The sequence below is a fragment of the Brassicibacter mesophilus genome, assembly GCF_050433385.1.
GTDB lineage: Bacteria > Bacillota > Clostridia > Tissierellales > Proteiniboraceae > Brassicibacter > Brassicibacter mesophilus.
The window spans coordinates 1-15,900 of sequence record NZ_JBNPXI010000022.1 but is presented as its reverse complement, the minus strand read 5'-3'; the positions used below and the strand labels follow the sequence as shown (position 1 = coordinate 15,900).

Below are 15,900 nucleotides of genomic sequence, written 5' to 3'. Positions count from 1 at the left end.
ACAATAATTAATATTTTTTTACAACTAATCAAGTATCAGTTTCTATTTATCCCCATATATTTAACAAAAAAAATAATTAATATACCAAAAATTTATAAATTATTTATTATTTCCAAGTAACTTAAAAAATATACAATATATTTGTTGTGCTCTTATGTATATATAATTAATTTTTAAATATTTCTGTATTGCTATCTCAAAAAGTAAAAGATGGCAATCAATTGTGATTGCCATCTTTTACTTTAATATCAAGTTATTTATTGTACGGTCAAAACATTGTTATCATTACATTATTGATTATCTAATACGTTTATAATATAATCTTCGATTTCATTGCTTAATGGACTACGTATTCCAGTTCCCTCTAATATTTTCATTTTAGTTAAATTTTTATTTTTTTCTTTTATTTTCTTTGCTATAAAGTCAATTTTTCTTTTTGCAAATTGTTCTGTTGTTTCTAATTCATCTTGTAGTAACTTTTTTGTTTCTGGAAGGCTATCTACTATTCTATTTAACTTTTCATACCCAACTTCTCTACCAATTGCTGTAATTGTTATTTTTCTTGGTTTTGTTTCATGTTTTATATCTTCAATAGCTTTCTTAACATTGATATAGAAGTCCCTATCACGTTTTTCCCAATCAATTATGCATTTATTCTTTTTTCGGGGGACAGGATTAGGTAATATTTTTTCTAGGGAATCTCTATGATTTTTAGACAGCCAAATATATTCACTTCTAAACTTATTATGAATTTCATTTCTTGTAACATTTGGAGTCATTTTAATATACTCGGTTATTGTTTTTATGTATTCTTTTTCTAACTCTATATTTTTATTTCTATTTTCAATAGAAGAATTTTTATATTTTTCTATATTAACTTGATTATCTAAATAAATATCAAGACCTAATTTACATGCTATTTTTTTTATAGTTGGATTTTGACATCCCATCATTTGAGCTATTTCTGTAATACTATAATTCCTGGTTATTAAATACTCTTTTAATGCTAACTCCCATACATATCCATATTGAAGTGTTCTATTTTTTATGGGTAAGTTTTCTTTATCTATCTCTTTACTGGAATAAACATACCCGCAATTACACGTAAATACTTCTATAGGGTTAGTCAATTCACCATATTTGCTAAGTTTAAAATCATAAATAACTTTCTCCTTATAATGGTAAGCCGATGGGTTTAAACAAGGCCAAGGTCCTTCTCCAAATGTATGTATTTTTTCGTTATAAGAAAGAAGCTTATTTGCTTTTCCAAACAAAAATCTTACCAATAATATATGTCTAATTGGATGGACTTTGTACTTAGATATAGAACTTCCAGTTATCTTTCTTATCCAATTTCGTTTATCCTCAATTTCTATATTTGAATATAATAAATCAAGAAATTTCTTAGAATAATATTGCAAGAAATCTGCACTAAGTTTCATTTGATTTATTTTCCCACTATAGCTAATATATCCAGCTTTATACAAAGCTATTTTGTATTTTTTAAGAATATCATCTATACTTGGAAAACTTCTATAATTTTTAATAATAAACAAAATATCATTAGATATATTTCGTATTTCTTTTTCTATTCCTGTAATGTCAATGGACTCTTTTATTAAATCCACATCATTAATATCTATAAAAGCCCATTTACTTTTATTTTTAGGTTTTATATAATATTCTAGTATTTCGTTATGAATATGACAAATATAATTACCTTCAATTTGATGAATTCTATGGGGATATGCTTCTCCATATTCTTTTCTATCTGCTTCCATACACTTTCTACATATCTTAATATATTTTCTTTTAGTAACTAGCTTTGACTCATCATATAATTTCATCTTCAAACTACAAGCTTTATTTGACTTCGTCTGTGAAATATAACTTGAAACTTTTTTTTCAGACAGAAAAACTGTGAATATAGGAAATGGGGTATAATTATATATAAATTCTTCAGGAGTGTAGAGTTCATTAAGTTGAAGACATAGATTTCCAGTATTAGCTGGAAAATCTGATAGGTGAGTATAGGATAGTCTCGCGAACAAATCATTAAGACTTTGTTCAATTGATGTATTTCCACTAATTATGTGGTATCTATAAAAAATATTATTTATTATTTCATCTGGGTATGGTGATGGAAATATTGAAATCATACTAATCCCTTCTTCTTGGTGTTTTGAATATAAAATCCAAACTATTATTTGTTATATTTCATAAAATATACCAATTTAATCCATATTTCTAATGAATCACTAATACAATAACAATTATCTTGATAGTATACGAAATTTCAAAATACTAGGCTTACTAATATACTAAATTATTTTAAACCTACTATATTAGAGTAATTTATATAATTTAATGTAATATATATAGAAAAAATACTATAAGATTTCATGGGGTGGTATTTATGAAAGGTCATAGAGGTTTACTTTTTATAGGTAGAGGGCTTATTGTAATAGCATTTAGTATATTACTAGCAAAATTAATAATTTGAGTTGAAATTATTGCATAGTCTTCAAAGTATATTTCATACGGAACAATATTTTATTGCAGTTGAAATCACACTTTGGGATTAATCTAAAATGATTACTTCTTTCTATTACAACACTTCTTTTTATATTAAGTAATTGCAACACTTACAGCTGATAATAAACTTTTAAAGGAATAAGCATTTATATCTAACTATCACAAATTAGGATTAAAAAAACAAGGAAGTGGAATTAAATTTAACTCCACTTCCTTGTTTTGCTGACTAATCAATATTAATCATGTTATTATATTTAGATCATATAAAGTTTTCTTCTGTTAATTATCTTGTAGTATATTTAATATGTTTTCTCTAAATACTTTAAAGGAGTTACCCTTAGAACCATAATACATAAAATGCCTACAAGCCATAATATTTGCTATCTTTTCATTATTATATCTGAAACTACAAAGTGGTATTTGTTTTTCCATTACTTCAATAGATTGATCCAAATTAATACTATCTTCAAATAGAACTCCTTTTTGTATTAATATTTCATTAGCATACTCTACCGTTTTTTTACCATGTAGAATCAATAATCGAGGCTTAAGTTCCATAAGTAATTCATAAAACATTTCTTTGCCTCTCTCAATTATATCTAAAGGTTCTTTCTTCAGTAATTTTAGACTTTTAGTAGGATACGGAATCACCTCAGTTTCAGCGATTACAGAGTCTGTGATATTTGATAGGCAACCTAAAAACGAATCCATTCCTATGCGTGTCCTAGAAATTTCTGATTTTCCGTCCTTAATTCTACACTGTTTATAATAATTAATAAACTTTTCATAATTCATTAGTAAATCAACATAAGTATCTAAATCCATGTCTTTAGGATATATAGGAGTAGCTGGATTAGTTCCTACAAACAATATGTCAACTTTTGATATTTCTCCCTTACATAGAATAGGTCTGTAGTAAGCTTTATTATCTGTTGGTGGAGCACACATTTTTTTAATATCGTAAGTAGATAACATACAAATTCTCCCTATTGTTTTATTCAATAATACAAGTCCTAGATATGCTATATGCTTATTCTAGGACTCTAATATTAGCTTATAATTTTGGTTGCATTTTCTTTTACCTTATTTATTATATTAACAAACTTCTTCTGCTTCTCAGGGTCAAATAATTTAATGAAGCTTTGAGGCTTATCAAAGGGTGGTCTAGTAAGTTCACCTACATTCTCAACATAGCCATTCTGCTCTATGTAGTCAATCACTTTATTTACAAATACAATCTGATTAGCATTAAGGTTATGTTCATTAATAAAACTTGAGAACGCCTTCATAGCTGCATCTCTCTCCATTTTGGCAATTCTTCGTACAAGTAAGCCAAAAGGAGTGTCTTTAAAGTTATTTTCATAATCTTCCTTGGTTCCAAGTTCACCTGTAAATATCTTTTCTAAAGTTTTGTAATCCTCTTGAGTAAGGGGAATATTGTTTCTTAATTTATGAATAGCTATATTATTCTTATGTTCCTCTATATATTTATTAACTTTCATCTTATAATCCTCAAAGTCATAGTTAAGTTCAAATTCCTTAAGTTCAGTACGTTCAGTTTCTACATCTTCAAGGTTAGTATATACTATATTTCTACCATCTGTTACTACAAACTTCATTAAGTCTCTAAGGTCTATACGGATTATTTCAAAGTTTAAAATATCTGATTTATCCCAGAACTCATCTTCAATTACTTCTTTTAGTATAGGTAATTTTGCCTTAACCTGTGGAATAGTAGTTTTCTTTAAAAGTATAGATACTTTTAAAATAGTATTATTTTTTAATCTTGTAAAACCCTTACTACCTTCTAACTGAGATAGCATTAATCCATACATTAAATTATCAAATCCAATAGCTTTATCATCATTATCATCCATAGTTACAAGATTAGCTATATTGTCTATCAGGTTTGATTTGTCCTGTTCAGTAAGACAGATAAATGCTTCTTTTTCTCTATATTTATCTATATATTTCCTTTTCATCTGAACATCTATTCTATCAGTTGTAAGCCTTGAGATTTGTTCAGAAACATCATCTACTAACTTATTTCTAAAATCTTGATATTCTTCATTTATAAAAGCTGCATCTTGCATATGAAAAATTAATTTTATTTTTTTAGTAAAAATACTGGCATGTGTTGAGATATTTGAACTTCCTTCGATACCATTCTTTTTTTCTCTGAAATATTCAAAATTCTTCAGATAATCAAAAATATAAAAACAAGTTTTGTGCTTCCCTTTCCCAAATAAGTCTGGTCTTATCCTTGTGCCTCTGCCAATCATCTGCCAAAACTTAATTTTCGACCTCACACGCTTAAAGAATACTAGGTTTACTATTTCTCTTACATCAATCCCTGTATCCAACATATCTACTGATACTGCTATATGTGGTTCTTTTAATGGATTTTTAAATTGTGTAATTAAGTCCTGAGCATAATCATCATCACATACAACTCGCTTACAGAACTCTCCTTTATATTCTGGGTATAGTTTATTGAAACGATCCACAATATACTGTGCATGATTTTTATTTTGAGCGAAAACTATAGTCTTTCCTAATCTATTCCCACTCCCATCCTTCAATCCATTTGTCATAAGATCATTAATCACATTGTCAACCGTTTTTTGATTAAAAATAAATTCATTAATCTCTGGTGCAGGGATTTCATCTGGCATTTCTCCATCTTCATCTGTAAAGTCTTCTTCATACCTTTCTTTATCTTCTTCTGATAAATCATCATAGGTAATCCCGATTGACAAAACCCTAGTGGTAACTTCTATATTGTGGAAGGGTACTAATACATGATCCTTATAAACAGCTGTGTCATAATCATAAGCAAAGGTAGGTACATTTTTCTCAACCTCAAAGAATTCGTAGGTACTACTATGCACATCTGATCTTGGGGTTGCTGTTAAACCAACTAAATATGCATCAAAATAGTCAAAAATAGCCTTATACTTTTTGAAGATGCTTCTATGACTTTCATCAACAATAATCAAATCAAAATGTGCAGGTGTAAAGAATCTACTACCATCTGCATTTCTAATTCTATCTATAGCATTTAGCATAGTCGGATAAGTTGAAAATACTATTCTAGCGTTTTTATCATCTTTATTAGATAAAAGGTTGCAAAGGGACATATCAGGAAGATAGTTTTTAAAATCATCCTTTGCCTGTCTTACTAAAGCTGTTCTATCTGCTAAAAACAAAGTATTCGTTATATATCCACCTCTTGATAGAACATCAGTTAAACTTGAAGAAGTTCTGGTTTTACCTGTTCCAGTTGCCATTACCAAAAGAGATCTCATATGCCCTCTTTCAATATTATCACACACAACTCTAATTGCCTGTTTCTGATAGTATCTATCTGTAATTCTATCGTCAATTTCTATTTCACTAAGTTTCTTTCTTGTAAACCGTCTATTAAACAGTCTTTGTAAGTCATCTCTTGAAAATATACTGCTTACCCGTCTTTGTGGTCCTGTCTTATCATCCCAAATAAAATAGTCATATCCATTAGTATTAAATATAATAGGTCTATGTCCTGTCATTTGTTCAATGCAGTTTGCATATAACCAAGCTTGATGAGTACCTTTTCTTGCGTCTTTGAAGGTTCGCTTTGCTTCAATTAAAGCAATAGGTGTTCCGTCTTTTCCCCAAAGTACATAATCTACAAAACCTTCACCTGAACCTAATTCCTTAGGCATCCCAACAACAGGCATTTCTACTTCTACACAATCTTTTCTTTTACTTTGAGAGAATCTCCATCCCAGTGCTTTTAGGTCTACATCAATATATTTTTTTCTTGTTTCATATTCAGATAAATCCTCTGGTGTAAACTCTCTTTCTGCCTTGTGTTCTTCTTTATTAGCTGTAATTCCTTCACTTTTCTTTTGAAGCTCTGCAACAAGTCTTGCAATCTCCTTATCCTTTTCATCTATTAACTTATTAGTTTCTTCTTTAAAGTTCTTTAATTCATTCAATAATCTAGCTTCAATTTTCTTTGCTAACTGTTGGTTATGGCTAGCTTCTGGAATTAGCCTTTCATTGAACTTCCTTTCCTCATAGTCCATACCATAGCAATAGTCAATCCATTCAACAAATTCAAATAAGATAGATAATGAAAGAATCGCATCATTCTTGGAAATGGCTTTACTTGTATGTACTGCGATATTTCCAATCTTTATAATGTACTGCAACTTGTTCCATGTTGAAGGGTTAACAGCATACCTAAATGACTCCTCATGAACTAAAGCTTGCAGGTTATCCTTATATGGCATTTTTACAGTTGAATCCGCAGAATACACCCATTTCACAGCTAATTCAAATGCTTTTCTGCTTCCAACCGCTGACATAGCAGGGGAAGTTGATAATACATTCTCTGCATCAATACATGCACTGGCAAAGAGCTGATATTCTGTTGAGTTCTTAAGAAATCCAAAATTTGTTGCCATATAATCACCTGCTTTCTTTAATCGAAATATTTACTCATAAGACTATTAAATAGGTTTTCACTTTCTGTAATAGATTGTTTTACAATTGATTTTTGTTCTTCTATCTTGGTTGCTATTGCTGCAAATTTATTTTGAAGTTCTATAGGTGGTGTAATAAAATCTATGTTCTTAATGATTTTCATTGAAGGAAAGTTTGCTATGCCACTTCCGCAACTAATACCAAATATAATATCCTGCATTACATCGTGACGAAATAAATTCATGAAGAATATATTATTCATAATATTTTCATCTAATGTTAGCTTTAATAATGCTTGATTAATTACACCTTTCTTAGCATTTGGTGGTATTTCAGCAATTCTTCCTAATGTTCCCGAACAGCTAATAATTAAATCTCTAGGCTGAACCATAAAGGCAATCATATTATCGTACTTTTCCTGTGTTATGTAATATTTTTCATATTCAAAGTCATTATGTATAGCATGCCTTTGCTCGTATATTAAATATCCACTCTCAACAAAATCCTTTTTTTTAAGTGAACCTCCAAATGGTCCTCTTTTAATTGCATATTTGCTATTCTTCACTAATTTAGGCAAAGTCTTCTTCTTAAATTTGTTATCTCTGATATCACCAAACATATCATTAAAAATAGCTGTATTCAATTTATCTAGCTCTTCAAATCGTCTTTTATAACTATTTATTATTTCTTGTGTTTTATCTAAAATATCTGAAACATGTTTTTGTTCCTTAAGTGGTGGCAATGGAATTTTCATTTTTCTAATATGCTTTACTGATGAAATATTTTTGATACCACTTCCTCTACTATTCAATGTTTTAATAGAAGACTTCCAAAAGTATTGAAAAAAACTACTATTAATAGTATCTTTTAAAGTCAGTTTTAAAAGTGCTTGATTTATTACTCCTTCTTCACAATCTTGTGGCAACTGAAACATTTCACCTATTGTACCTGAACAACTTATTATTATATCATTCGGTCTCACCTTAAATCGGCTTAATTGATTATACCTATGTTCATCTATATAATATTCACCTATTTCGTGTTCTTTTTTTATTGCATGTTTTTGCTCATATACTTTATAAGAATCTTTAGATTTTTGTACAAAAAATTCTTTTTTCAGAGCACTGCCAAAAGGGCCTCTTATAATTGAGGAACATACTTCTTCAAGTTTCACCATTTTCCATTTATTCATTCACTAATAGCCCCCTTAAATCGTTCATACTGGAACTTATATCCAAGGCTAATTCATCAAGACGAGCCATAATTACCTCTGGTGTGTCATATTCTACTTTTTCATATTCTATCTCTTTATATTTATTAATAGACAAATCATATTCATTGTTCTTTATTTCTTCCTTATCTACAAGGAAGCTTTGCCCTATTCTCTTTCTATCTTTTTCATCTGAAAGATTATGGAATCTACTAATTATATCAGGGATATCTCCTTCATTACCTAAACTATTTCTCTTATCATCTAAAGAAAATCCATCAGACTTCATATCATAAAACCAGACTTGTTCTGTTCCTCCTGCATTTGTTTTTGTAAATACTAGTATAGCAGTGGAAACTCCTGAGTATGGCTTAAATACACCAGTAGGCATGGAAATGACAGCTTGTAGATTTTGATTTTCAACTAGTTCTTTCCTTAGTGCTTTATGGGCTTTTGTTGAACCAAACAATACTCCATCTGGCACAATGCAAGCACATCTTCCACCCATATTCAGCATACGGATAAATAATGCAACAAAAAGTAGTTCTGTCTTCTTGGTATCACATATTGCTTTTAAGTTATCGTGAATACTTTCTTTATCAATACTTCCTGTGAATGGTGGATTAGCTAAAATAACATCATAAGCATCAGAAATCTCATTTTGCTTTGATACACTATCTGCGTAGTTTATATGTGGATTAGAAATTGAGTGTAGCATCAAGTTCATAGCAGAAAGTCTAAGCATAGTTCGGTCTGTATCAAACCCTGAAAAAGCATCTCCCTCAAACTTTTCCCACTGTTCTGCTGTCATTTCACTTTCATATTTTCTTCTGATGTACTCAGCTGATGAAACCAAAAACCCCGCTGTTCCACAAGCTGGGTCACAAATCCTATCACCTGGTATAGGAGCCACTAATTTAACCATCATATCACGAATATGCTTTGGTGTCCTAAATTGGCCATTTTGACCTGCGACTGATAGCTTGCCGAGCATATACTCATATAAGTCTCCTTGCATGTCTAAGTCCTTTATATCATGATCATATAAATCATCTAATCCAGTTATGATCTTTTGTAAAACCTGTGGTGTTGGAATTAGAAATATAGCATCTTCCATGTATCTAGAAAATGCAGATTCTTTATTATTATTCATAGATTTGATAAATGGGAATATCTTTTGTCCTACAATTTCGAATATTTCCCTAGCGTCCTTATATTTAAATTTAGACCAACGCATATCTTTACCATCAGGAGTCTGTGGAAATATCTTGTTAGGAACTTCGCCACCTAAATTCTCTATGCTCTCATTTTCCATTTCCTTCTCGTCTAATGACCTAATAAACATTAAGTATGTCAATTGTTCGATTACTGTAAGGGGTTGCGTAATTCCTCCAGCCCATATATCAGTCCATATCTTATCTATTTTATTCTTAATTTGTCCTGTTATCATTTATGATTCTCCTTTTAATTGCATTATGATTTATTGCTATATTTAGTAGATCGATATCTAAAATAATTCCACAAACACCTCTACAATTCCTTCTTTTGTTGATACAAAGGATAACTGTTAAATAAAAACAATGGGCATAATTAGAGGTCAAGATTAATTAATTCTCCAATTAATTAACCTTGACCCACTTTTAAATTTTCACTGCTAATCTTAATTCTTAGTATCTCTCTATTTTTACCATTGAACTATATATTAGTTAGTCGTAGATTATTACATAAAAACTAAACTTCTTTAAATATTTCATAATTATCAATATTATCACGTAGTTCATATGCTTTATCAATGTATGCATCTATATTATTTATGAAATCATCCCATTTTACTGAAGTTACGTAACTACTATCTCCATAATATATTTTTGACCCGTCAGAACATTCTTTTGTTTCAGCATCTTTCATATTGAACATATTATTTTTTAATATTCCAAATAGGGTATTGGTCATAAGCATTCTACAACCACTATCACAACAATTCTTATTGTATGTATAATATTCATAAGAATTGTTTGAATCAGGTATAATTATTGCTATCACTGCATTAGTTTTACTTGAAACAGAATTACCGCTTCTATTTTTCCTAGATACTTCTTTTAAGGAATATGATATTTCCCAAGGTATCCATTGATTTTTATCTACTTCCCACGACTCTTTCATATTTTTTGATATCATTACAATAGTTAATGTACTATCATATATTCTGTCTTTTAACTTCTTCCATATAGAATCTTCACTCAGTTTAGACAAATCTTCTCCATCCGATTCACCTTTATAAATATGATCTGACTTGTCATTTAGATACTCTTCAAGTTTATCAACATAATCTCGCACTGTATTATTTTCATACCACTCACCAACTATATGATTAACATCATTATCAGCATATTTATAAGATATAAATATTTTATATCCCATATTTTAACCTCCTTACCCCTTCTATCATTTAATAACAAATATCTAGGAGAGCAACTCTTTCCTACAAGACTTGCGGCTTCTTATAGCGATAATTATGCTCCTTTTACTTTTGTAATTACTTTTGATATCTCCGCAAAAACTTTTACCGGATCTAGTTCATCCATTAAAACATCTATTGAGTCCTTTAAATACCAATATTTTTCTAAATCGTTTTCAACTTCTTCTAAAATTTTTTTCGACATAAACCCAGTTGAACCAATTGGAATAATAACCTTATCTTTTTCATTAGCTATTTTGAATTCTTGATAAACACCAGATGCATTTACAATTTCTCCAGTCTCCTTATCTGTCTTGTTGCCAAAAATAAATATTACAACACCACATTCATCAACAATAGTTTTTCGATAATTTTTTGCTATCTCTTGAATATCTATATCTCCTTTGTGAATAAACGGAAATGGTCTTGGGGTTAAATAAGTACTTACATGTCCATACTTATTCTCATACACTTCTTCTAAGACACCCGAAACAACATATGTTCCGATCCCTTTACCATATCCAGTAACTATCTTAAAATTTCTCTTTACAAGTTGATTGGATAACGTATAAATAAACTGTCCTGCTTTATCCTCATCCATATCCCCATATATCTCAGCACTACCTGATATTAGAATACTATTAAGATTATGCTTGAACTGAATCCTTCTGAGTGATTCAGTTATTTCAGAGTATTCCTTAACAAGAACTGCAGATATCCCATATCTTTTTAAATCTTGAATACGGAGTTCTTGTTTAGTCTTGTCATAAATAAAGTCTTCATGGTTTTGATACTCACTTTCTTTTACTTCCCTTATGAAGCAATAATGCATCCTATTGTGCTCTTCGCCTAATAGAATCCTTATTCTACTGAGGATATAAATCAAATTAGGGTCTTCAAAGCTAAACCCTATAAACAAGAAAGTTTTTGATACCAAATCACCTTGAAGACTTGTTGTAAATAGTTGTCTTTTTTCGTTATATGATTCATAGTCATCTTTTATAATAACAGCATTATGAGGTTGTGTTATATCACCGTGCATTTTATAAACAATTGCATCTCGACCTGGTAAAGTAGTAGTAAGATTTTCAACTGTACGCTTAACATCAACTTTTCTATTAGAATAATTCTTTAAGGTATCTTCAATTAGTGAATCATAATTAGTTGTCCAGTATTTCTCTATTGGTAATGATGTCAAAATTTCAAGGTTTTCATTTTGTTTAGTCTCTTTAGTAAATTCTTCAATTATCTTATTTGATATTATGCTTCTGTTTCCACCACGTTGATTATAATAATATTGTGCAAGGGATACTAAATCATCTTCCTTTTCTACTTTAAGATTAATATCTTCAGCAAATTCCCTAAGCAATTCTTTCCATTCAACATAACCTGAAACTCTTGACATTCCTGCCCCAGCGAACACCGCAGCACTTTCGTTCTTAAGTGCCTTCAAGTACTCTCTTTCAAATTCTTGTATGCTAATACTACTCATGTATTACCTCCCTATTATAGTCTCATTTCTAATAACTGTTTCATATTTAATAATATCAACTTGATCATTTTATACCCTTTAAACTTCTTTTGTTTAGTAAACCTGTCCCAAATCCAAATTAAATAAGTCATCTAGGATTATATTATTGTGAATATTCCCTAGATGACTTATTAGACATTTATTATGAAAATTTCTTCTATTTAGATATTATCTTGGTATTTTATTCTTTTAAAAGTTGTAAATTTTCTTCCCAACTTTATTTATCTCTTCCCGACTTTATTTTACTCTTCCCAACTTTATTTTGCTAAAACATTAACCGCACTTAGAAAATCCACAATTGCGACAAATCATACATCCGCCTTCATGTTCAACCTTATTGCCGCATTCAGGACAAATATTTTTACCTGCTGGTACCTGAATTTCTAAGCTAGCTGATAATTCACTACTTATTTCTACTTCTTCATCTATAGAGCATTGCGGACTTAATACTTCCTTCACTTCTCTTTCTATTTCCATAACTATATCATTAACAGATGAGTTATCTACATCAACATACTCATTCATGACTTTTTCTAGAGCCTTGCCAATTGCATCTGGGCAAGATAATACTTTGATATCCTTGTTAGTAGCTCTTTGACGTAATGTTGAATGACATCTTATACCTTTTAATTGCTCTACGATCGATTTTACATCCATACCAGATCTTAGTGCGATTGAAATAAGTCTACTTGTAGCTTCACTTTGACTTGGACATCCTCCTGCTCTTCCTACATTAGTAAATACTTCACATATTCCGTTTTCATCATAATTTACTGTTATATATAGGTTTCCACAGCCTATTCTAACCTTTTCTGTCATGCCTTCAGTAACTTCAGGTCTCATCCTTGGTTTAATTGCTAAAGTATTTCTTGCTTCAGCTTCATTCGCTTTGTCTTCTTTCTTTACAGTGCTTAAAACCTGATTTTGTCTACTACCATCTCTATAAATTGTTACTCCCTTGCATCCAAGCTTATATGCTAATGTATATACCTGCTCAACTTCCTCTCTTGTTGCTTCATTTTTAAAATTAACTGTTTTCGAAACTGCGTTGTCAACATGGTTCTGAAAAGCAGCTTGCATCCTTATGTGCCATATTGGAGATATATCATGAGCAGTAACAAATATTTTCTTTATATCTTCAGGAATCTCATCTATATGAGCTAGTGTCCCTTCCTCTGCTATTTTTTCCATCAATATTTCTGAATAGAAGCCTCTTTCCTTAGCAACTTTTTCAAAGTATGGATGAACCTCTAAAAGCTTGTCATTATCCATTACATTTCTTACAAACGAAACTGCAAATAATGGTTCTACACCACTGCTAGCACCTGCAATAATGCTTATAGTTCCAGTAGGTGCTATTGTAGTTGTTGTTGCGTTTCGTAAAAGTATTCCCTTCTCTCTATAGATACTCTTTTCATATTCAGGAAATGCTCCTCTTTGCTTAGCTAATTCAGTTGATTTTTTCTTAGATACTTCATCTATGAATTTCATTATATTATTTGCTAACTCAACTGCTTCTTTTGAGTTATATGGCAATCCTAGGTAGAATAGTAAATCCGCAAATCCCATAACCCCTAGACCAATCTTTCTAGTGCTTTTAGTCATTTCATCTATTTGAATTAAAGGATACTTATTTACATCTATAACATTGTCAAGAAAATGAACGGATTTCTCTACTGTTGATTTCAACTTATTATAGTCCACTTCGTATACATTGTCTATCTTCTTTATCATCTTTGCTAGATTTATAGAACCAAGATTACATGATTCATAAGGTAATAGTGGTTGCTCACCACAAGGATTAGTACTTTCTATTTCTCCTAATGCAGGAGTTGGATTAGTCTTATTTATCCTATCTAAAAAAATTATACCTGGCTCTCCATTATTCCAAGCCATATCAACTATATGATTAAATACTTCTCTAGCATTTAATTCTCCAATTACTTTTTTTGTATGAGGATCAATTAACTCATAATCTTTATTATTTTCTACAGCTTCCATAAATCTTTCAGTTAATCCAACACTAATATTAAAATTAGTAATTTCAGATGTATCTTTTTTACAGCTTATAAATTCCATTATATCTGGATGATCTACTCTTAATATTCCCATGTTGGCACCTCTTCGGGTACCTCCTTGCTTTACTGCCTCTGTAGCAGAGTTAAATACCTTCATAAAGCTTATTGGTCCAGATGCCACACCACCTGTTGATCTAACTGTTGAACCCCTTTGTCTAAGCCTAGAGAAGCTAAAACCTGTTCCTCCGCCACTTTTATGTATAAGTGCTGCATTCTTAATAGCATCAAATATTCCTTCCATTGAATCTTCTATAGGAAGTACAAAACATGCTGATAACTGTCCTAACTCTTTACCTGCATTCATTAATGTTGGTGAGTTCGGTATAAATTCAACATTAGTCATCATGTTATAAAACATTTCTTCTGTTTTATTAATATCTGAGTTCTCTTCGTATAAGCTATCTGCTTTAGCAATATGATTTGCCACTCTTCTAAACATCTCTTCAGGTGTCTCTATAACATTGCCATTGACATCTCTAGTCAAATACCTTCTCTCTAATACTTTAACTGCATTATCATTTAACTGCATTAATACCCCTCCAGCAACTATATTTAGTGTTGTCATTTATGTTCGGTACGATATATTGTATCATTAACATATGCAAGTGTCAAAGTCATTTATGTCTGATTTCGATAATTATTAGTCCTATAAACGAATTATATTGATTTTTTCTTTTAGTAGTATTGTTTTATGATAAATTTAAAAATCCAAAAATAAAAAGGGCCTTTAAGCCCTATAAAATTTCTAATATATCTTTTAATGTTTCCTGTGCATATTCACCTTTTCTATACTTTCTCATTGCCACTATTATGTTTGGTTGATTACCGTTTGCTATTATATCCTTTATTTTTTTAGGATGCTCAATTATGCTTCCTATTTCATTAAAATCTTCATCATAAAAAACAAACGTTGGTATTTTTACACTTTCACCATGTGCGTATTTTTTAAAATACTCTTCATTTCCTTCTTTTCCTACAATAGATATATTGATATTGTCATTATATTTTCTCATTTTTTCTAAAACCGGGACATTTATCATACAATCTGGACACCACATTTCAGCACAAATGATTACATTTATTTTTCTATTTATGTTTTTTATCTTATGTATATATTCTTCATCAAAATTAATTTGATTAAATATCTCTAGTGTTCTATCTCTATATGATCCAGTATCTGTACTCACAAAAGCATCAAAAGATAGTCCGCTCTTAAACAATTCATAAATATCCATAAAATACACCCCCATTTTCAATAATGCAAGACCAATTATATTCTTGATATTTATATAATAGTAATTATTATCTTCTATTTAATTGTATTAAGTATTTTCTTAAATTATAATATATATATTTTTTAATTACAACTTGTATAAAGTGGGAATGGAAAATGAAAACCCTAGCAATATCCTATCGAAATCAAGGATTATGCTAGGGTTTATATTTTTATGCTTTCAATATTTTATATACATCTCTTAGTTCAAGTAATTACTATCCTAATAATACTTATCCAAAAAATAAAAAGAACCAGCGATGTCCTACTCTCCCAGGGCGTCTCCGCCCAAGTACCATCAGCGCTGGAAGGCTTAACTTCTGTGTTCGGTATGGGAACAGG

9 protein-coding genes and 1 rRNA gene are annotated in these 15,900 nt (G+C 30.1%); all 10 read right to left on the bottom strand.

Annotated elements, in window-relative coordinates; translation table 11 throughout:
* Window positions 1–290: 290 nt before the first annotated feature.
* Complete coding sequence (locus HNR33_RS18195) at window positions 291–2,159, bottom strand: TnsD family Tn7-like transposition protein (RefSeq protein WP_429086139.1); 1,869 nt, start codon at window positions 2,157–2,159, stop codon at window positions 291–293.
* A gap of 655 nt (window positions 2,160–2,814) precedes the next feature.
* A complete protein-coding gene (locus HNR33_RS18190; RefSeq protein ID WP_429086137.1) occupies window positions 2,815–3,510 on the bottom strand; it encodes a hypothetical protein in 696 nt (231 codons plus the stop codon).
* A gap of 74 nt (window positions 3,511–3,584) precedes the next feature.
* Complete coding sequence (locus HNR33_RS18185) at window positions 3,585–6,989, bottom strand: DEAD/DEAH box helicase family protein (RefSeq protein WP_429086134.1); 3,405 nt, start codon at window positions 6,987–6,989, stop codon at window positions 3,585–3,587.
* Window positions 6,990–7,006: 17 nt separating this feature from the next.
* A complete protein-coding gene (locus HNR33_RS18180) occupies window positions 7,007–8,200 on the bottom strand; it encodes a restriction endonuclease subunit S (protein ID WP_429086131.1) in 1,194 nt (397 codons plus the stop codon).
* Window positions 8,193–9,668 (bottom strand): type I restriction-modification system subunit M, encoded by a 1,476-nt coding sequence (locus HNR33_RS18175; protein ID WP_429086128.1) that lies wholly within the window; start codon window positions 9,666–9,668, stop codon window positions 8,193–8,195. Before HNR33_RS18175 ends, HNR33_RS18180 begins: the two co-directional genes overlap by 8 nt.
* Window positions 9,669–9,949: 281 nt before the next feature.
* Window positions 9,950–10,639 carry a TIR domain-containing protein gene (locus HNR33_RS18170; RefSeq protein WP_429086125.1) on the bottom strand — a complete coding sequence of 230 codons (690 nt, stop codon included), beginning with the start codon at window positions 10,637–10,639 and terminating at the stop codon, window positions 9,950–9,952.
* 92 nt (window positions 10,640–10,731) lie between these two features.
* Window positions 10,732–12,168 (bottom strand): SIR2 family protein, encoded by a 1,437-nt coding sequence (locus HNR33_RS18165; protein WP_429086123.1) that lies wholly within the window; start codon window positions 12,166–12,168, stop codon window positions 10,732–10,734.
* Window positions 12,169–12,480: 312 nt separating this feature from the next.
* Entirely contained in the window at window positions 12,481–14,814 is a 2,334-nt protein-coding gene (locus HNR33_RS18160) for a vitamin B12-dependent ribonucleotide reductase (protein ID WP_429086120.1), read from the bottom strand.
* A 205-nt stretch (window positions 14,815–15,019) separates the two neighbouring features.
* Window positions 15,020–15,520 carry a thioredoxin family protein gene (locus tag HNR33_RS18155; protein ID WP_429086117.1) on the bottom strand — a complete coding sequence of 167 codons (501 nt, stop codon included), beginning with the start codon at window positions 15,518–15,520 and terminating at the stop codon, window positions 15,020–15,022.
* Window positions 15,521–15,810: 290 nt separating this feature from the next.
* A 5S ribosomal RNA gene (gene rrf, locus HNR33_RS18150) occupies window positions 15,811–15,900 on the bottom strand; the annotation flags it as partial.

Coding starts and splice junctions, on each gene's coding strand:
- HNR33_RS18190 (WP_429086137.1), bottom strand. CDS start 3,510: ATGTTATCTACTTACGATATTAAAAAAATGTGTGCTCCACCAACAGAT.
- HNR33_RS18160 (WP_429086120.1), bottom strand. CDS start 14,814: ATGCAGTTAAATGATAATGCAGTTAAAGTATTAGAGAGAAGGTATTTG.
- HNR33_RS18170 (WP_429086125.1), bottom strand. CDS start 10,639: ATGGGATATAAAATATTTATATCTTATAAATATGCTGATAATGATGTT.
- HNR33_RS18185 (WP_429086134.1), bottom strand. CDS start 6,989: ATGGCAACAAATTTTGGATTTCTTAAGAACTCAACAGAATATCAGCTC.
- HNR33_RS18195 (WP_429086139.1), bottom strand. CDS start 2,159: ATGATTTCAATATTTCCATCACCATACCCAGATGAAATAATAAATAAT.
- HNR33_RS18180 (WP_429086131.1), bottom strand. CDS start 8,200: ATGAATAAATGGAAAATGGTGAAACTTGAAGAAGTATGTTCCTCAATT.
- HNR33_RS18175 (WP_429086128.1), bottom strand. CDS start 9,668: ATGATAACAGGACAAATTAAGAATAAAATAGATAAGATATGGACTGAT.
- HNR33_RS18155 (WP_429086117.1), bottom strand. CDS start 15,520: ATGGATATTTATGAATTGTTTAAGAGCGGACTATCTTTTGATGCTTTT.
- HNR33_RS18165 (WP_429086123.1), bottom strand. CDS start 12,168: ATGAGTAGTATTAGCATACAAGAATTTGAAAGAGAGTACTTGAAGGCA.